The organism is Pseudomonas sp. BNK-30, from assembly GCF_047456185.1.
Lineage (GTDB): Bacteria > Pseudomonadota > Gammaproteobacteria > Pseudomonadales > Pseudomonadaceae > Aquipseudomonas > Aquipseudomonas putida_E.
Genome location: NZ_CP179904.1, coordinates 4,449,397 through 4,464,963, shown reverse-complemented (window position 1 = coordinate 4,464,963; position 15,567 = coordinate 4,449,397). Strand labels below are relative to the sequence as shown.

General features: G+C 62.5%; 20 protein-coding genes. 7 read left to right on the top strand and 13 right to left on the bottom strand.

The genetic code is table 11. The annotated features are described in order from the left end of the window. The first annotated feature begins 16 nt into the window (after positions 1-16). Positions 17-871: an RNA polymerase sigma factor RpoH gene (gene rpoH, locus ACMGGN_RS20655; RefSeq protein ID WP_012312302.1), complete on the top strand. Its 855-nt coding sequence runs from the start codon at positions 17-19 to the stop codon at positions 869-871. Between the two features lie 111 nt (positions 872-982). Here rpoH and mtgA read toward each other — a convergent pair whose 3' ends face one another. Further along, complete coding sequence (gene mtgA, locus ACMGGN_RS20650) at positions 983-1,693, bottom strand: monofunctional biosynthetic peptidoglycan transglycosylase (RefSeq protein WP_161871751.1); 711 nt, start codon at positions 1,691-1,693, stop codon at positions 983-985. Between the two features lie 64 nt (positions 1,694-1,757). Here mtgA and ACMGGN_RS20645 point away from each other — a divergent pair, with 64 nt between their 5' ends. The 4 genes from ACMGGN_RS20645 (at position 1,758) to trmB (ending at position 4,014) form a co-directional block, all read left to right on the top strand. Next, positions 1,758-2,129 carry a DUF423 domain-containing protein gene (locus tag ACMGGN_RS20645; RefSeq protein WP_012312304.1) on the top strand — a complete coding sequence of 124 codons (372 nt, stop codon included), beginning with the start codon at positions 1,758-1,760 and terminating at the stop codon, positions 2,127-2,129. 103 nt (positions 2,130-2,232) lie between these two features. Continuing rightward, positions 2,233-2,433, top strand: coding sequence for a sulfur carrier protein ThiS (thiS, locus tag ACMGGN_RS20640; protein ID WP_033702586.1), 201 nt, complete (start codon positions 2,233-2,235; stop codon positions 2,431-2,433). A gap of 54 nt (positions 2,434-2,487) precedes the next feature. Next, the gene (locus tag ACMGGN_RS20635; RefSeq protein WP_008092966.1) at positions 2,488-3,282 is read left to right on the top strand and encodes a thiazole synthase; all 795 of its coding nucleotides are present in this window, start codon (positions 2,488-2,490) and stop codon (positions 3,280-3,282) included. 9 nt (positions 3,283-3,291) lie between these two features. Beyond that, complete coding sequence (gene trmB / locus ACMGGN_RS20630) at positions 3,292-4,014, top strand: tRNA (guanosine(46)-N7)-methyltransferase TrmB (RefSeq protein WP_115273364.1); 723 nt, start codon at positions 3,292-3,294, stop codon at positions 4,012-4,014. Between the two features lie 171 nt (positions 4,015-4,185). On the opposite strand, the gene ACMGGN_RS20625 is transcribed toward trmB, so the two are convergent. The 9 genes from ACMGGN_RS20625 to ACMGGN_RS20585 all read right to left on the bottom strand — a co-directional run bounded on the left by ACMGGN_RS20625 (position 4,186) and on the right by ACMGGN_RS20585 (position 10,756). Then, positions 4,186-4,512 carry a DUF3392 domain-containing protein gene (locus tag ACMGGN_RS20625; RefSeq protein ID WP_003257821.1) on the bottom strand — a complete coding sequence of 109 codons (327 nt, stop codon included), beginning with the start codon at positions 4,510-4,512 and terminating at the stop codon, positions 4,186-4,188. A 9-nt stretch (positions 4,513-4,521) separates the two neighbouring features. Next, the gene (gene hemW, locus ACMGGN_RS20620; protein WP_414156255.1) at positions 4,522-5,709 is read right to left on the bottom strand and encodes a radical SAM family heme chaperone HemW; all 1,188 of its coding nucleotides are present in this window, start codon (positions 5,707-5,709) and stop codon (positions 4,522-4,524) included. After that, positions 5,706-6,302, bottom strand: a complete 597-nt coding sequence (gene rdgB, locus ACMGGN_RS20615; protein WP_174141019.1) for an RdgB/HAM1 family non-canonical purine NTP pyrophosphatase — start codon at positions 6,300-6,302, stop codon at positions 5,706-5,708. Before rdgB ends, hemW begins: the two co-directional genes overlap by 4 nt. Next, positions 6,299-6,733 (bottom strand): DUF4426 domain-containing protein, encoded by a 435-nt coding sequence (locus ACMGGN_RS20610; protein WP_046787038.1) that lies wholly within the window; start codon positions 6,731-6,733, stop codon positions 6,299-6,301. Before ACMGGN_RS20610 ends, rdgB begins: the two co-directional genes overlap by 4 nt. Positions 6,734-6,755: 22 nt before the next feature. Continuing rightward, positions 6,756-7,376 carry a methionine biosynthesis protein MetW gene (gene metW, locus ACMGGN_RS20605; RefSeq protein WP_012312310.1) on the bottom strand — a complete coding sequence of 207 codons (621 nt, stop codon included), beginning with the start codon at positions 7,374-7,376 and terminating at the stop codon, positions 6,756-6,758. A 7-nt stretch (positions 7,377-7,383) separates the two neighbouring features. Next, a complete protein-coding gene (metX, locus tag ACMGGN_RS20600) occupies positions 7,384-8,523 on the bottom strand; it encodes a homoserine O-succinyltransferase MetX (RefSeq protein WP_012312311.1) in 1,140 nt (379 codons plus the stop codon). Positions 8,524-8,611: 88 nt separating this feature from the next. Then, positions 8,612-9,202 (bottom strand): YggT family protein, encoded by a 591-nt coding sequence (locus tag ACMGGN_RS20595; RefSeq protein ID WP_046787040.1) that lies wholly within the window; start codon positions 9,200-9,202, stop codon positions 8,612-8,614. A 10-nt stretch (positions 9,203-9,212) separates the two neighbouring features. Beyond that, positions 9,213-10,031: a pyrroline-5-carboxylate reductase gene (proC, locus tag ACMGGN_RS20590; protein ID WP_196997346.1), complete on the bottom strand. Its 819-nt coding sequence runs from the start codon at positions 10,029-10,031 to the stop codon at positions 9,213-9,215. A 38-nt stretch (positions 10,032-10,069) separates the two neighbouring features. Then, positions 10,070-10,756: a YggS family pyridoxal phosphate-dependent enzyme gene (locus ACMGGN_RS20585; protein WP_046787042.1), complete on the bottom strand. Its 687-nt coding sequence runs from the start codon at positions 10,754-10,756 to the stop codon at positions 10,070-10,072. Between the two features lie 65 nt (positions 10,757-10,821). Here ACMGGN_RS20585 and ACMGGN_RS20580 point away from each other — a divergent pair, with 65 nt between their 5' ends. Continuing rightward, the gene (locus ACMGGN_RS20580; RefSeq protein ID WP_281870200.1) at positions 10,822-11,820 is read left to right on the top strand and encodes a type IV pilus twitching motility protein PilT; all 999 of its coding nucleotides are present in this window, start codon (positions 10,822-10,824) and stop codon (positions 11,818-11,820) included. 36 nt (positions 11,821-11,856) lie between these two features. Here ACMGGN_RS20580 and ACMGGN_RS20575 read toward each other — a convergent pair whose 3' ends face one another. Next, positions 11,857-12,474, bottom strand: a complete 618-nt coding sequence (locus tag ACMGGN_RS20575) for a C40 family peptidase (RefSeq protein ID WP_046787044.1) — start codon at positions 12,472-12,474, stop codon at positions 11,857-11,859. A 164-nt stretch (positions 12,475-12,638) separates the two neighbouring features. Between ACMGGN_RS20575 and ACMGGN_RS20570 the strand changes: the two genes are divergently transcribed. After that, positions 12,639-13,058 carry an NINE protein gene (locus tag ACMGGN_RS20570; protein WP_039602507.1) on the top strand — a complete coding sequence of 140 codons (420 nt, stop codon included), beginning with the start codon at positions 12,639-12,641 and terminating at the stop codon, positions 13,056-13,058. 45 nt (positions 13,059-13,103) lie between these two features. On the opposite strand, the gene ACMGGN_RS20565 is transcribed toward ACMGGN_RS20570, so the two are convergent. Next, positions 13,104-13,802 (bottom strand): SPOR domain-containing protein, encoded by a 699-nt coding sequence (locus ACMGGN_RS20565; protein ID WP_414156254.1) that lies wholly within the window; start codon positions 13,800-13,802, stop codon positions 13,104-13,106. A gap of 1 nt (position 13,803) precedes the next feature. After that, complete coding sequence (argS, locus tag ACMGGN_RS20560) at positions 13,804-15,540, bottom strand: arginine--tRNA ligase (protein ID WP_115273369.1); 1,737 nt, start codon at positions 15,538-15,540, stop codon at positions 13,804-13,806. Positions 15,541-15,567: the final 27 nt, after the last annotated feature.

The window sequence follows — 15,567 nt, the reverse complement described above, 5'->3', positions numbered from 1 at the left end:
AGTCGGAGGTTCTTGAATGACCACATCGTTGCAACCTGCCTATGCCCTGGTTCCCGGTGCAAACCTGGAAGCCTACGTGCACACGGTCAACAGCATCCCGCTGCTGACTGTCGAGCAGGAGCGTGATCTGGCCGAGCGTCTCTATTATGAGCAGGATCTTGAGGCCGCTCGGCAAATGGTGATGGCCCACCTGCGCTTCGTCGTACATATCGCCCGCAGCTATGCTGGCTACGGGTTGGCCCAGGCCGACCTCATTCAGGAAGGCAACGTCGGCCTGATGAAGGCGGTCAAGCGCTTCAACCCGGAAATGGGTGTGCGCCTGGTGTCGTTCGCCGTGCACTGGATCAAGGCTGAAATCCACGAATTCATCCTGCGCAACTGGCGCATCGTCAAGGTGGCTACCACCAAGGCCCAGCGCAAGCTGTTCTTCAACCTGCGCAGCCAGAAGAAGCGTCTGGCCTGGTTGAACAACGATGAAGTGCACCGCGTGGCTGAAAGCCTCGGCGTCGAGCCGCGTGAAGTGCGTGAGATGGAAAGCCGTCTGAGTGGCCAGGACATGGCCTTCGACCCGGCAGCAGAGGCGGACGACGACAGCGCCTTCCAGTCGCCTGCACATTACCTGGAAGACCATCGCTACGACCCGGCTGTGCAGCTTGAGGACGCTGACTGGAGCGACAACTCCACCAGCAACCTGCATGAAGCCTTGCAGGGCCTGGACGAGCGTAGCCGCGACATTCTCTACCAGCGCTGGCTGGCTGAAGAGAAAGCCACATTGCATGAGCTGGCAGACAAGTACAGCGTTTCGGCTGAGCGTATTCGCCAGCTGGAAAAGAATGCGATGAACAAGGTGAAGGCGTTGATTGCTGCGTGATTGGCGCCTGATGCACTGAAAAGCCGCTGGCCCATGACAGGGTGAGCGGCTTTTTTGTTTGCGTATGCTTTACCGGCCTCGGGAAGGGGCAGTCAAAGTCAGCGTATCAATTCAGGGCCTGCGCGAAGCATCCAGCTGCATCAGGTAGCTCGGCCCACCCAGCTGGCTCATTTGCCGGCGAATCCAGCCTGCCCGGCTCGCCACGTAGGCGCTCGGCCGGCTGGCGCTCCACTTGATGGGGCTGGGCAGCACCGCAGCCAATTGAGCAGCCTGCTGGCGGTTCAGGCGGCTGGCATCGATACCGAAGTGGTAGCGCGCCGCAGCCTGGGCACCAAATACCCCTTTGCCCCATTCGGCACTGTTCAGGTAGACCTCGAGGATCCGCTCTTTCGACCAGAACAGTTCCAGCAGCGCCGTGAACCAGGCCTCCAGCCCCTTGCGCAACCAACTGCGACCCGACCACAGGAACAGGTTCTTGGCCACCTGCTGGGTCAAGGTGCTGGCACCACGGATGCTGCCGCCGCGCTCGTTATAGGCTAGCGCCGCCTGGATGGCGGGGATGTCGAACCCCCAGTGGTTGGCGAACTTCTGGTCTTCACCGGCGATGACCGCGACCTTGAGGTTATCCGAGATATTTTCCCACGGCTGCCAGTCGCGCTGCAGGTCGATCGGCTCGCCACTGACCCACGACTGCACCTTGCGCTCGACCATCAATGCCGTGCCGGGAGGCGGTACCCAGCGGAACACCAGCACCAGCACGATGCTGCCGGCAGCGAACCAGAACAGGGCGCGGGCGAGGCGACGGAGTAGGGATGACAGCATGGCGATGGCTTGGCCGGACCGGTGGAACGGGCCATTATACAGACCCGATCCCAGGAGTCGTCCCATGCTTCGCACCTTCCTCATGCTCGCCGCCTTTTTCGGCTTTACCGGTGTCGGCCTGGGCGCATTCGCCGCCCATGGGCTGAAAAACCGCCTGAGCGCAGATTACCTGGCCATCTTCCAAACCGGAGTGACCTATCAACTGGTACATGCCTTGGCAATCTTCGGGGTCGCGCTGCTCGCGGCGCACTTGCCGGGGCGCCTGGTTGGCTGGGCCGGTGGTCTGTTCGCCCTGGGCATCGTGCTGTTCTCCGGTAGCCTGTACCTGCTGACCCTCAGTGGGCTGGGCAAGCTTGGCATCATCACCCCTATCGGCGGCTTGTGCTTCCTGGCCGGCTGGGTCTGCCTGGGCATGGCAGCATGGCGTTTAGGCTGACCAAGCGGTCCACAATCACGACTAATGGCGTGCACCGCCCTTGGGTTAACGCGTTGATCGGAGCTAGAATGCTGGCCCCCAACGCACAATGGTGGCCGTGCGCATGCGCATTCAATTGAACGGTGAACCTTATGAATTGCCCGCTGGCGAAAGCGTCGCGGCGCTGCTGACCCGCCTGGAGCTGACCGGGCGCCGGGTGGCAGTGGAATTGAACCTGGATATCGTGCCACGCAGTCTGCACGACAGCACGCAGCTCAACGACGGCGACCAGGTCGAAGTGGTCCACGCTATTGGCGGCGGCTGATTCCGGCCTGGCGATTCACCTGCAAGCCCAGCAACCTTTTCCAGAGGATCTTTGATGAGCAACGTTCGTAGCGACAAGCCCTTTACCCTGGCCGGGCGCACTTTCCAGTCGCGCCTGCTGGTCGGCACCGGCAAATACCGTGACATGGAAGAAACCCGCCTGGCCATCGAGGCCTCGGGCGCCGAAATCGTCACTGTCGCCGTGCGCCGCACCAACCTCGGCCAGAACCCGGGCGAACCGAACCTGCTCGATGTGCTGCCACCGGACCGTTACACCATTCTGCCGAACACCGCCGGCTGCTATGACGCCGTCGAAGCGGTGCGCACCTGCCGCCTGGCCCGTGAACTGCTCGACGGCCATAACCTGGTCAAGCTGGAGGTCCTGGCAGACCAGAAGACCCTGTTCCCCAACGTGATCGAAACCCTCAAGGCCGCCGAAGTACTGGTCAAGGACGGCTTCGACGTGATGGTCTACACCAGCGATGACCCGATCATTGCCCGTCAGCTGGCCGAAGCAGGCTGCATCGCGGTCATGCCGCTGGCCGGCCTTATCGGCACTGGCCTGGGCATCTGCAACCCGTACAACCTGCAGATCATCCTGGAAGAATCCAAGGTGCCGGTGCTGGTCGATGCAGGCGTGGGTACCGCCTCCGATGCCACCATCGCCATGGAAATGGGCTGTGAAGCGGTGCTGATGAACTCGGCCATCGCCCACGCCCAGCAGCCCGTGCTGATGGCCGAGGCCATGAAACACGCAATCGTCGCCGGGCGCATGGCCTACCTCGCCGGGCGCATGCCGAAGAAACTCTATGCCAGCGCGTCTTCGCCGCTGGATGGTCTGATCAAGTAAGAGCTACTGATGACTGAATCGCAAGATACGCCGATCACCACCGACGGCGAAGCGCGTCCACACCGCCGCATCAAGAGTTTCGTGATGCGCGCCGGGCGCATGACCGAAGGCCAGCAACGCGGCCTGGACCAGGGCGGCCCGCTGTATATCCTGCCGCTGGCCGAAAGCCCGGTGGACTATGACCAGGTGTTCGGCCGTTCGGCGCCACGCACCCTGGAGATCGGTTTCGGCATGGGCCATTCCCTCTTGGAGATGGCCGCTGCCGCACCTGAGCAAGACTTCATCGGTGTTGAAGTGCACCGCCCGGGTGTCGGCGCGCTGCTTAACGGCGTGCTGACCGAGGGCCTGAAGAACCTGCGGGTGTACGATTGCGACGCCATCGAAGTGCTCAACCGCTGTGTGGCCGATAACAGCCTCGACCGCTTGATGCTGTTCTTCCCTGACCCATGGCACAAGGCGCGCCACCACAAGCGTCGTATCGTGCAGTTGGAGTTCGCCGAGCTGGTGCGTCGCAAGCTCAAACCGGGTGGCATATTCCATATGGCCACTGACTGGGAGCCGTATGCCCAATACATGCTGGAAGTGATGAGCGCGGCGCCGGGGTACCGGAACCTTGCAGCGGACGGGGCTTATGTGCCGCGTCCCGAAGAACGTCCAATCACCAAGTTCGAGCGCCGTGGTGAGCGCTTGGGGCATGGGGTTTGGGATTTGAAGTTCGAGAAGGTGGGTTGATTGGCTGTTTGAGCCTTTCGATGTTGCGCTGAGCCGCCTATGCAAGCCCTCCGGGGCTTGTTTGTAATCAAGGCCGAGGGGCATGCCTGACCGCCTCGGTGACTCCCTGCAAAGGGCAGTCGAGTGGTAGAGCTGCCCTGGTTTTGCGGGGCAGCTTCCAGTCAGTCAGCTTTACCCCCGCCGATCAGCGACCACGCCAATCAACACCAGCACCACCAACAGCACCGGCGCCAGCGCGTAGTTGTTGAACTGGCTCAGCCCCTTCACCACCCACGGCGTGGCATAGATCAGCGCCGCGCCGCTGCCGATCATCACCAGCAGCGCCATGAACGGAACCCGCAGGGCACCTGCCAGGCCGCCCAGCCGTTGTTCCACCCAGCCCTTGATATCGGTGCCAAACAGCACCAGCAGGCAGCCCACCAAGGCCAGCGAAATCTCAGACAGGTTGCTACGGCTCCAGCGGGAAACCGTTGCCAGCAGGTCAAGTACCAGATCCATGGGTCATCCTTAGGTCAAGAAATACTGCAGCAGGTCATTGAGGAACAACTGGCCGCGTGCCGTGGCCACCAACCGATCCGGTTCGACCTGCAAAAGGCCTTTTTGTTCGGCGGCGCGGCGGGCCTCGGCGAGTTGCGTCAGTGGCAAGCCGGTACGCTGGCTGAACAGCTCGGCTTCTACGCCATCGGTCAGGCGCAGCGCGTTCATCAGGAACTCGAACGGCAGCTCGTCCACCGGCAGCAGCTTTTCGCCGGCTTTGAACGGCTTGGCCAGGTTCAGGTAGTCCTTGGGCAGGCGGGTTTTCCAGGTGCGCAGGATACGGCCGTCGGTAAAGGTCAGCTTGCCGTGGGCGCCGGCTCCGATGCCGATGAAATCGCCAAAGCGCCAGTAATTGAGGTTGTGCTTGGCAGCACGCCCCGCCTGGGCATAGGCCGAAACCTCATACTGCTTGTAGCCGTGCGCCGCCATCAGTGCCTGGCCGGCCTCCTGAATGTCCCAAAGGATGTCGTCCTCGGGCAGTTCAGGTGGTTGGTTCCAGAATACCGTGTTCGGCTCCACGGTCAGCTGGTACCAGGACAGGTGCGTTGGCCCCAGGTCGATGGCCTGGCGCAGGTCGCCCAACGCATCGTCCAGTGACTGATCGGGAAGGCCGTGCATCAGGTCCATGTTGAAGTTGTCGAAGCCGGCCGCCCGGGCCATGCCCGCTGCGCGAATGGCTTCGTCGCCATTGTGGATGCGCCCAAGCGCCTGCAGTTTGGCCGGCTGGAAGCTTTGCACGCCAATCGACAGGCGATTGATGCCCGTCTGCCGGTACGCCTTGAACTTCTCCTGCTCGAACGTCCCTGGGTTGGCTTCCAGCGTGATTTCAATGTCCGGCGCGAAGGGGATGCGTTGCTCCACGCCGCGCAGCAACCTGCCAAGGGCATTGGCGCTGAACAGGCTAGGGGTGCCGCCGCCGAAGAAGATCGACGAAATTGGCCTTCCCTGAACCGCAGGCAGCTCTTGGTCTAGGTCGGTCAGCAGGGCATCGACATAGGCCTCTTCCGGAAGCTCAGGCCCAGCTGCATGGGAGTTGAAGTCGCAGTAAGGGCATTTGCGCACGCACCACGGAATGTGGATGTACAGTGCCAAAGGTGGCAACGTGGCGAAACCCGCCACGCCAGGCTGGCGCGGCTGGGTGGACAACAATTCGATCATGCCAGGCCCAGACGTTGGCGCAGCAGGGCCATGGCGCGGGCGCGGTGGCTGAGCTGGTTCTTGTCGGCAGGCGCGAGGTCGGCGCTCGAGCAGTTGCGCTCAGGCACCCAGAACAGCGGGTCATAGCCAAAGCCTTGATTGCCGCTGGCTTCGAACATGATGCGCCCATGCCAAAGGCCCTCGCAGAGGATGGGCAGTGGATCGTCGGCGTGGCGTACCAGTGCCAGCACACAGACGAACTGGGCGCCGCGCTGATCTTGCGGTACATCCTTGAGTGCTTCGAGCAGCTTGGCGTTGTTTGCCGCATCGCCCTTGCCGTCGGCATAGCGCGCCGAGTAGATGCCCGGCGCGCCACCGAGAAAGTCGACCGCCAGGCCAGAGTCGTCGGCCAGCGCGGGCAGCCCGGAGATGCGTGCAGCATTGCGCGCCTTGAGGATGGCGTTCTCGACGAACGACAGGCCGGTTTCTTCGGGTTCTACCTGGCTGAACTCACCAATCGAGCGCAGTTGCACGGTCTGGCCGAGCATGGCCTGAAGTTCCTTGAGTTTGCCGGCATTGTGGCTGGCCAATACGAGTTGCTGGAGATTCATCATTCGCCTGGGAACACTTCCTGGTTGAAGCTGAGTTTATGGCTGACCCCACCGGTTTCGACATTCAGGTCGAAGGTCAGCGTCTCGGCCTGTTGGATCTTGAACTGGGCGATGTAGTAGATCGCGCCTCGATCGGTAATCTGCTTGAACGACAGTGGGTTGCTGCGCCCGGTGAGGTCTTTTACCGTGCCGCTGACCACCGCCATGGCGGGTTTGCTGGCCTTGAGCACGGCGATGTTGAGCACCCCCTGATTCTTGCTGCGGACAAGCCCAGTGGCGGCGGCAATGTCCGGCTGCAGCATGCTGGAGGTGAAGGCGCTGTAGTGCACCGTCACGTCGCCGAACACTTCCTTGCGCTCGGGTTTGGCGGCATCGGCAGCCAGTACCGGCAGCGCCAGGCACAAGCTGATCAGAAACAGGGCTAGGCGACGCATGGTGCGATTCCTCTGCTGGGCGTCAGACCGCGAGCTGGTGCTCCTGCAGGCCGGGGCTACTGACGCGGTAAATGCCGATTTCCCCTAACAGATTAGGCCAAAGCCGGCCGCCCCACCCATTGCGGTGCAAGTGGTCGACGGCCAGGCGGTCCAGGACCTTGGCGCGGCGCTCATGGCACAGCTGTTCGAAGTCGGCAAAGGTGCAGAAGTGGATGTTCGGGGTGTTGTACCAGGTGTACGGCATGAAGTCCGAAACCGGCATGCGGCCTTTGGTCGCCAGGTACCAGCGGCAACGCCAGTGGCCGAAGTTGGGGAAGGTGATGATGCACTGGCGGCCTACCCGCAGCATCTCGTCGAGGATGCGGTCGGGGTACTCCACGGCCTGCAGGGCCTGGGTCATGATCACTACGTCAAAGCTGTTGCTGGCGAAGTTGCCCAGGCCCTTGTCCAGGTCCTGCTCGATGACGTTGACGCCTTTGGCCACACAGGCGGCGATGTTGTCGGGGTCGATCTCCAGGCCGTAGCCGGTGACCTGCTTGCGATCACGCAGCGAAGCCAGCAGCTCGCCACTGCCGCAGCCCAGGTCGAGTACCCGGCTGCCGGCGGGAATCCAGTCGTGGATGATTTCCAGGTCGGCTCTCATGCTGTCCTCAGATGGCGATGCGGTTCATGTAGTTCGCGAAACCCTGCATGTAGCGAGGCGTGGGGATCAGGAAGGCATCGTGCCCGTAAGGAGAGTCGATCTCCAGATAACAGACGTTCTTGCGTGCCGCCATCAGGGCATCGACGATCTCGCGCGAGCGGGCCGGCGAGAAACGCCAGTCGGTGGTGAACGACATGATGCAGTAGTCGGCTGTGACGTGGGCCAGGGTCGCGGCCAGGTCGCCGCCATTGGCCGCCGCCGGGTCGAAGTAATCCAGCGCCTTGGTCATCAGCAGGTAGGTGTTGGCGTCGAAGCGGCCAGAGAACTCTTCGCCCTGATAGCGCAGGTAGCTCTCGACCTGGAATTCGACGCTGTGGAAGTCGTAATTGAGCTTGTCGCTCTTGAGCTCCCGGCCAAACTTTTCCCCCATCGAGTCGTCGGACAGGTAGGTGATATGCCCGACCATACGCGCCAGCATCAGGCCACGCTTGGGGATCACGCCCTGGTCCTGGAACGAGCCGCCGTGGAATTCGGGGTCGGTGAGGATGGCCTGGCGCGCCACTTCGTTGAAGGCAATGTTCTGGGCCGACAACTTTGGTGCCGAGGCGATATCGACGCAGTGGCGCACGCGGTCGGGGTAGGTCATGGTCCACTGCAGGGCCTGCATGCCGCCGAGGCTGCCGCCGACAATGGCCGCCCACTGCCGGATGCCCAAGCGATCGGCAAGGCGTGCCTGGCTGTGTACCCAGTCTTCAACGGTCAGTACCGGGAAATCGGCGCCATACGGCTTGCCGGTGGCGGGGTTGACGCTGCTGGGGCCGGTGCTGCCGTTGCAGCCACCGAGGTTGTTCAGGCTGACCACGAAGAAACGGTTGGTGTCGATCGGCTTGCCAGGGCCGATGCAGCTGTCCCACCAGCCGGGCTTGCGGTCGGTGGTGGCGTGGTAGCCGGCCGCGTGGTGATGGCCAGACAGGGCATGGCAGATCAGCACAGCATTGCTTGCGCTGGCATTCAGGCTGCCATAGGTCTCGTAGACCAGCTCGTAGCTGGCCAGAGAACGGCCACAGGCCAGGGCCAGCGGTTCATCGAACCGGGCTGTTTGCGGTGTAACCAGACCGACGGAATCTTCGGGAAGGACAGTGGACATCGACCCTGCTCACGCTTGACGGAGGCGTAAGTCTAAAGAGCGCTACCCCCAGCGGCAAGCAAAGGCTTGCCGCCGGGAACAACAGGGCTCAGATCATCCGCCACAGTTCCTGTGGCATGCCGGCATAGGCTGCCAGCGGTGGCATGACAAACGATTGCAGCACCTGGATCGCGATGAAGGCGAAGATCGGCGAAATGTCCATGCCGCCCAGGCTGGGCACGATCCGGCGGAACGGCGCCAGCACGGGTTCGCTGATCTGGTAGGCCAGCTCGGCCGCAGGATTGTGGCTGTTCGGCGCGACCCAGGACACGATCACCATGACGATCATCGCGACCCAGAAAATCTTCAGGAACAGCGAGGTGATGCCGATGATCGCCCACATCAGCAGGTGCAGCACATCACCGAAGGTGCCGTAGGTCACCATCAGCACAAAGCCCATCAGCAGAGCCTGGATCACCACCGCCAGCAGCAGCGACGAGGTATCGAGGCCGCCGACGCTTGGGATGATGCGACGGATCGGTTTGAGCAGCGGCTGCGTGGCGCGCACCGCGAACTGGCACAGCGGGTTGTAGAAGTTGGCTTTGACCAGTTGCAGCACGAAGCGCAGCAGGACGATCACCAGGTACAGGCTGACCAGGGTTTGCACCACGAAGATCGCGGCGCCCGACAATGCATTCATCTAATACTCCTTATTTGCCCAATTGCTCGGCCAGCTCGGCAGAACGCTGCGCCGCGGCTGCCAGTGCCTGCTCGACGATGGCTTCGAAACCGTTGCTCTGGAACGACTTGATTGCGGCCTCTGTGGTGCCGGCTGGCGAAGTGACCCGGCGACGCAGCTCGGCGGCGTCAACGTCACTGGCCACCGCCATGTGCGCGGCACCCAGTGCGGTCTGCAGGGTCAGCTGGGTAGCGGTTTCGCGTGGCAGGCCAAGCTTCTCGCCGGCCGCAGTCATGGCTTCGATCAGCAGGAAGAAATAGGCCGGACCGCTGCCCGAGACAGCTGTAACGGCATCGAGCTGGTGTTCATGCTCAAGCCACAAGGCGGTGCCGACGGCCGATAGCAGCTGCTCGGCCTGCTGGTGCTGTGTGCTGGTCACTTCGGCGGTGGCATACAGCCCGCTTACGCCTTGGCGCAGCAGGGCCGGCGTGTTGGGCATGCAACGCACTACCGGGCGGGCGCCGAGCCAGGCCTGCAGGCTGGCGCAGGTGATGCCGGCGGCAATCGAAACGATCAGCTGGCCATCCTGCAGGTTCGGCTGCAGGGCCTCGCAGACGGTTTTCATCACCTGCGGTTTGACTGCCAGGACGATCACGTCAGCCCCGGCGATGGCCTGTGCGTTGTCTTCGAATACCTCGATACCGTGCTCGGCCTGGACCCGGGTGCGGGTTTCGGCGCCTGGATCGCTGGCGCGGATCTGCGTGGCGTCCAGGCCCTGGGCGCGCAGGCCGCCGATCAGGCTGGCAGCCATGTTGCCGGCGCCGATGAAGGCAATACGTGTCTTGCTCATGTCAGGTCCTTGATGGAAAGAGTGAGTAAAGCATGGAATCAGGCGGGGCCGTAGCTGCGGGCGCCGAACAGGGCGGTGCCGATACGCACCCAGGTCGCACCCTGCGCGATCGCAGCTTCCAGGTCGTGGCTCATGCCCATGGACAGGGTGTCCAGGCCAAGATTCAGGCCCTCCTGCAGCTGGCGCAGGCTAGCGAAGGCGGCTTCTTGCTCGGCGCGGTCCTCGCTGGGTTCGGGGATCGCCATCAGCCCGCGCAGGCGCAGGTTGGGCAGTGCGGCCACGGCATTGGCCAGTGCCGGCAGGTCCTCGGGGGCGCACCCCGATTTGCTGTCCTCGCCGCTGACATTCACCTGCAGGCAGATATTCAGAGGCGGCAGGCCTGGGGGGCGTTGTTCAGACAGGCGTTGGGCGATCTTCAGGCGGTCCACGGAGTGTACCCAGTCGAAATGTTCGGCAATTGCTTTGGTCTTGTTCGACTGAATGGGGCCGATGAAGTGCCAGATCAAGGGCAAGTCCCGCAGGTCCTCCTGCTTGGCCAGGGCTTCCTGCAGGTAGTTTTCACCGACATCGCATACACCTGCGGCATGCAGCTCGCGGATGGCACTGGCCGGTTTGGTCTTGCTGACGGCCAGCAACTGAAGGCTGGCCGGGTCGCGTCCAGCGGCCTTGGCTGCGCTATCGATACGGGCGGCAAGGGCGCAAAGGTTGTCTGCTATGGTGGACATGGATCGATGCCGTTGGCTCAGGAGTCAGCGGCATTCTACCTGCTTGATGGCTGTTGGGGAGTCTCATGGACGTGACTGACCTGTTGGCCCGGGCTGGCGATGCAGGGGCGAGTGACCTGCACCTGGCCGCGGGCGAGATACCGATGCTGCGCGTGGATGGTGAGCTGCGGCGCATGGCGCTACCGAACTTGACGCCAGCGGCGTTGACCGATGCCATGGCGCCGCTGCTCGATGAGTGCCGGCGCCAGCAGTGGGCGCAAGGTGATGAGCAGGACCTGGCACTGGAGCTGCCCTCGCTCGGGCGCTTTCGCCTGAACCTGTTCCGCCAGTTGAATGGCCCGGCGGCCACCTTTCGCTTGATCCCAAAGCGGATTGCGACGCTCGACGAGCTTGACCTGGAAGATGTGTTTCGGTCTGTTGCACAGTGGACTGACGGCCTGATTCTGCTCGGCGGGCCTACCGGCAGTGGAAAATCCAGCACCTTGGCGACGCTGATCGATCAGCTGAACCGGCAGCGGTCCTTGCACATCATCACCCTCGAGGACCCTGTCGAAGTTATCCACAACAGCCAGCGAAGCCTGATCAATCAGCGAGAAATCGGTCGGCATTGCCGCGACTTTTCCCAAGGGCTGCGCAGCGCGCTGCGTCAGGACCCGGATGTGATCGTCATAGGCGAATTGCGCGACCTGGAGACGATTCGCCTGGCGTTGCGGGCTGCGGAGACCGGGCACCTGGTGCTGGCAACGGTGCATACGCGCTCGGCTGCTGGCAGTGTCGACCGGCTGGTGGAGGTGTTTGCCGCCGAGGAGAAACCGCTGGTGCGAGCGATGTTGGCGGAGTCGCTGCGTATGGTTGTGGCGCAGGTGCTGGTCAAGTGTGTGCGGGGTGGGCGGGTGGCTGCCCGGGAGGTGCTGGTGGGAACGCCTGCGGTGCGTAACCTGATCCGCGAGGGGCGTATGGCGCAATTGAATTCGGTGATGCAGGCGGGTGCTGCGCAGGGCATGCGGACGATGGAGGGGGCGTTGCAGCGATTGAAGACCCAAGGGTTGATCGGGGCCGTGTAGCAGTGGCCCCAGCAATCCATCGGTTGCCTTGCCAGGTCAGCGCTTGGCCAGGGCCAACTGCTGCGGCGCCTTCGGCAACACTCGCTTGGCCACGACATAGTGCTTCTGCCAGTAAGGCTTGCTCAGGTTGTCGATGCTTACCCGCTTGCCGCGGCGCGGTGCATGGATGAAGCGATCGTTGCCCAGGTAGATGGCTACGTGGTTGACGCGGCGGCTCTTGATGTTGAAGAAGATCAGGTCGCCAGGCTTGAGATCGCTTTTGGCCACCTTCACGCCGTGGCCCTTTGCCATGGCATTGGAGGTGCGCGGCAAGTCGACATCAGCCACGTCATTGAAGGCGTACTTGACCAGCCCGCTGCAGTCGAAGCCTTTTTTAGGGCTGCTGCCGCCCCAAACATAAGGGGTGCCGAGCACATTCACGGCGCGGCTGAGCACGTCGCTGCTCTGTTTCGGCGACATGGCAGCCACTGGCACCTGGCCAGCGTTGTTGGCGCGTGCACGCAAGGCGGTGTGCTTGCTGGGCACGTGTTTCACCGTGGCATTGGTGGTATAGCCGGTGAAACCGTTGGGAAGACGTTGCTCACGGTTGGTGGCGTGGGCGGCCAGGGGCAATAATAGGCAGAGGGTCAGCCATGTCTTGAACAAAGGCGGCATAGATGAAGCTCTTGTGAAGTTTTGGTATTGGCGCGCAACTTTATAACAGCTTTTTGATCAATTTCTGATCCGTTTGTCGATTGTCATGCTGCCGTACGTCGGCCGGCGACGCAAAAGTCACATTTTTTTTTAGAAAATTTTCGGCTAACCCATGGGGGCTATGAATGAACAGTTATGAACAAGGGGCGCCGTTTCACGACACCCATAGCAAGGTCATCGGCTATCTGTTGTGGATTTTCGGCTTCACGGGCTCGCATCGTTTCTACTACGGCAAGCCGATCACCGGAACAATCTGGTTCTTCACCCTGGGCCTGCTTGGCATAGGCTGGCTGATCGACCTGTTCCTGATCCCGTCGATGGACCGCGAGGCTGACTTGCGTTTTCAGTCTGGGCGCATCGACTACAACATTGCCTGGGTACTGCTGACCTTCCTCGGCATCTTTGGCGTGCATCGCCTGTACCAGGGCAAGTGGATCACCGCGATCATCTACTTCTTCACCGGTGGCCTGTTCCTGGTGGGTGTGCTGTATGACTTCTGGACGCTGAACAGCCAGGTTTCCCAAGCCAACGCTGAACGCCGTTGAGCACAAAAAAAGGCCTTGTCACGCTGAGCGACAAGGCCTTATTCGTTACTGGCGGGTCTGCCGCTGCTGCAGTAGCAGGTTACTGAACCCCGCTCCGGCCAGTTGCTTCTGCGCACCGGTCAACTGCTCACGGTTGCTGTATGGGCCGACCAGCACGCGGTACCAGGTTTCATCCTTGACCGTGCCCGACTCCACCTTCACCGTCTGGCCCAACAGGATGATCTGCGCCCGCACCTTGTCGGCGTCGGCCTGTTTGCGGAACGAGCCGGCCTGAAGGAAGTACTGCGTGGTAGCCGCAGGTTTGATCACTGGCGGAGCCGGGGGTGGCGTCTGGCCCAACAGTGCAGCCTGGGCGCGCGCGGTATCGATTTTCGCCGCTTCGGCAGGTGTGACCGGGGTGACCGGCTGGGCTGGGACAGGCGGCGTCTTCTCAGGCACGGCTTCTGGCGGCACGATCACTTCCGACTCGGGCAGCAGGGTGTAGAAGTCATACTTGGGCTTTACCGGCTGCTGCGTAGCGGCCGCGGTTGATTTGCCCGTCTCGGCAACTTTCTCGTGCTTCTGCTGCTCGGGCTTGGCGCGCTTGATATCGCCACCGCCAGGCTCGAGCTTCATCAGGAAGACGATGAAGGCGCCGACCGTCAGGCCGACTGCCAGCCATATCCAGCCGGGGATCGGCTGTTTGGCCGGTGCCTGGGTGCGGCTTGCACCGCGCTTGGGAGCTGGTTTTTTCTTGGCAGCCAACTTACATGCGCTCCAGGGTTTCCAGGCCGAGCAGTTCCAGACCTTGCTTGAGGGTGCGACCCGTCAGGGCTGCCAGGCGCAGGCGGCTCTGCTGTTGCTCGGGGGTTTCGGCGGCGAGGATCGGGCAATTCTCGTAGAAGCTGGAGAACAGGCCAGCCAGGTCGTACAGGTAGGTGCACAACACGTGCGGGGTGCCCTTGTCCGCGACGTTGTTGAGGATCTCGCCGAATTGCGCCAGGCGTGCAGCCAGGTCCTGCTCGTGTGCAGCCTGCAGGACGATGCGGCCTTCCACCTCGTCAAAGCCCTTGCCCAGCTTGCGGAACACGCCGGCCACGCGGGTGTAGGCGTACAGCAGGTAGGGCGCGGTGTTGCCTTCGAAGTTGAGCATCAGCTCAAAGTTGAAGCTGTAGTCGCTGGTGCGGTGCTTGGACAGGTCTGCGTATTTCACCGCGCCGATACCGACCACTTCACCGATGTGGCGCAATTCGTCCTCGGCCAGGCTCGGGTTTTTCTCCTTGACCAGTGCGTAGGCACGTTCCTTGGCCTCGGTGAGCAGGTCGATCAGCTTCACGGTGCCGCCGTCACGGGTCTTGAACGGGCGGCCATCGGCGCCGTTCATGGTGCCGAAGCCCATGTGTTCCATTTGCATCGGGTGGCCGACGAAACCGGCGCGGCGCGCCACTTCGAACACCTGGTTGAAGTGCAGTGCCTGGCGCTGGTCGACGAAGTACAGCGCGCGGTCGGCCTTGAGCACATTGCTGCGGTAGCGCACGGCAGCCAGGTCGGTGGTGGCGTACAGGTAGCCGCCGTCGGCCTTCTGCACGATCACGGGCAGCGGCTCGCCTTCGCTGTTCTTGAACTCTTCGAGGAACACGCACTGGGCGCCTTGGTCCTCGACCAGCAGGCCTTTGGCCTTGAGGTCGGCAACCACGTTGGCGAGGTCGGCGTTATAGGCGCTTTCGCCCATCACGTCGGCCATGGTCAGTTTGACGTTGAGCAGCTCGTAGGTTTTCTGGCAGTGCGACAGCGAAATGTCCTTGAAGCGCGTCCACAGCGCCATGCACTCAGGGTCGCCGGCCTGCAGCTTGACCACCAGGCCGCGAGCGCGGGTGGCGAATTCTTCGGACTCGTCGAAGCGCTTCTTGGCGGCGCGGTAGAAGTTCTCCAGGTCGGACAGCTCGTCGCTGGTGATCGGGTTTTCTTCCAGATAGGCCAGCAGCATGCCGAACTGAGTACCCCAGTCGCCCACGTGGTTCTGGCGGATGACCTGGTCACCCAGGAACTCCAGCACGCGGGCGACGCTGTCACCGATGATGGTGGAGCGCAAGTGGCCGACGTGCATCTCTTTGGCCAGGTTCGGTGCCGACATGTCGATCACCACCTTCTGCGCAGGGCCAGCCTTGCGCGCACCCAGGTGCGCATCGGCAAGGGCGGCGTCCAGGCGGTTGGCCAGGGCGTCGGTGTTCTGGAAGAAGTTCAGAAAGCCTGGGCCTGCGATCTCGACCTTGCTGATGTCGGCACTGGCCGGCAGGGCTGCAATCAGCTTTTCGGCGAGGTCGCGCGGCTTCATGCCAGCCGGCTTGGCCAGCATCATTGCGATGTTGCTGGCGAAGTCGCCGTGGGTCTTGTCCCGGGCGTTTTCCACCTGGATCGCCGGCGACAGCCCTTCAGGCAGCACACCGTCGGTGACGAGTTGGGTGAGGGCTTGCTGGATCAGCTGGCGAATGGTGTCTTTCATGGGGATCTCTTTTCGACCGCTAGCGCG

Excerpts from the sequence above, each read along its gene's own strand:
- rpoH (WP_012312302.1), top strand. The coding sequence starts at position 17 with ATGACCACATCGTTGCAACCTGCCTATGCCCTGGTTCCCGGTGCAAAC.
- mtgA (WP_161871751.1), bottom strand. The coding sequence starts at position 1,693 with ATGCTGTCATCCCTACTCCGTCGCCTCGCCCGCGCCCTGTTCTGGTTC.
- ACMGGN_RS20645 (WP_012312304.1), top strand. The coding sequence starts at position 1,758 with ATGCTTCGCACCTTCCTCATGCTCGCCGCCTTTTTCGGCTTTACCGGT.
- thiS (WP_033702586.1), top strand. The coding sequence starts at position 2,233 with ATGCGCATTCAATTGAACGGTGAACCTTATGAATTGCCCGCTGGCGAA.
- ACMGGN_RS20635 (WP_008092966.1), top strand. The coding sequence starts at position 2,488 with ATGAGCAACGTTCGTAGCGACAAGCCCTTTACCCTGGCCGGGCGCACT.
- trmB (WP_115273364.1), top strand. The coding sequence starts at position 3,292 with ATGACTGAATCGCAAGATACGCCGATCACCACCGACGGCGAAGCGCGT.
- ACMGGN_RS20625 (WP_003257821.1), bottom strand. The coding sequence starts at position 4,512 with ATGGATCTGGTACTTGACCTGCTGGCAACGGTTTCCCGCTGGAGCCGT.
- hemW (WP_414156255.1), bottom strand. The coding sequence starts at position 5,709 with ATGATCGAATTGTTGTCCACCCAGCCGCGCCAGCCTGGCGTGGCGGGT.
- rdgB (WP_174141019.1), bottom strand. The coding sequence starts at position 6,302 with ATGATGAATCTCCAGCAACTCGTATTGGCCAGCCACAATGCCGGCAAA.
- ACMGGN_RS20610 (WP_046787038.1), bottom strand. The coding sequence starts at position 6,733 with ATGCGTCGCCTAGCCCTGTTTCTGATCAGCTTGTGCCTGGCGCTGCCG.
- metW (WP_012312310.1), bottom strand. The coding sequence starts at position 7,376 with ATGAGAGCCGACCTGGAAATCATCCACGACTGGATTCCCGCCGGCAGC.
- metX (WP_012312311.1), bottom strand. The coding sequence starts at position 8,523 with ATGTCCACTGTCCTTCCCGAAGATTCCGTCGGTCTGGTTACACCGCAA.
- ACMGGN_RS20595 (WP_046787040.1), bottom strand. The coding sequence starts at position 9,202 with ATGAATGCATTGTCGGGCGCCGCGATCTTCGTGGTGCAAACCCTGGTC.
- proC (WP_196997346.1), bottom strand. The coding sequence starts at position 10,031 with ATGAGCAAGACACGTATTGCCTTCATCGGCGCCGGCAACATGGCTGCC.
- ACMGGN_RS20585 (WP_046787042.1), bottom strand. The coding sequence starts at position 10,756 with ATGTCCACCATAGCAGACAACCTTTGCGCCCTTGCCGCCCGTATCGAT.
- ACMGGN_RS20580 (WP_281870200.1), top strand. The coding sequence starts at position 10,822 with ATGGACGTGACTGACCTGTTGGCCCGGGCTGGCGATGCAGGGGCGAGT.
- ACMGGN_RS20575 (WP_046787044.1), bottom strand. The coding sequence starts at position 12,474 with ATGCCGCCTTTGTTCAAGACATGGCTGACCCTCTGCCTATTATTGCCC.
- ACMGGN_RS20570 (WP_039602507.1), top strand. The coding sequence starts at position 12,639 with ATGAACAGTTATGAACAAGGGGCGCCGTTTCACGACACCCATAGCAAG.
- argS (WP_115273369.1), bottom strand. The coding sequence starts at position 15,540 with ATGAAAGACACCATTCGCCAGCTGATCCAGCAAGCCCTCACCCAACTC.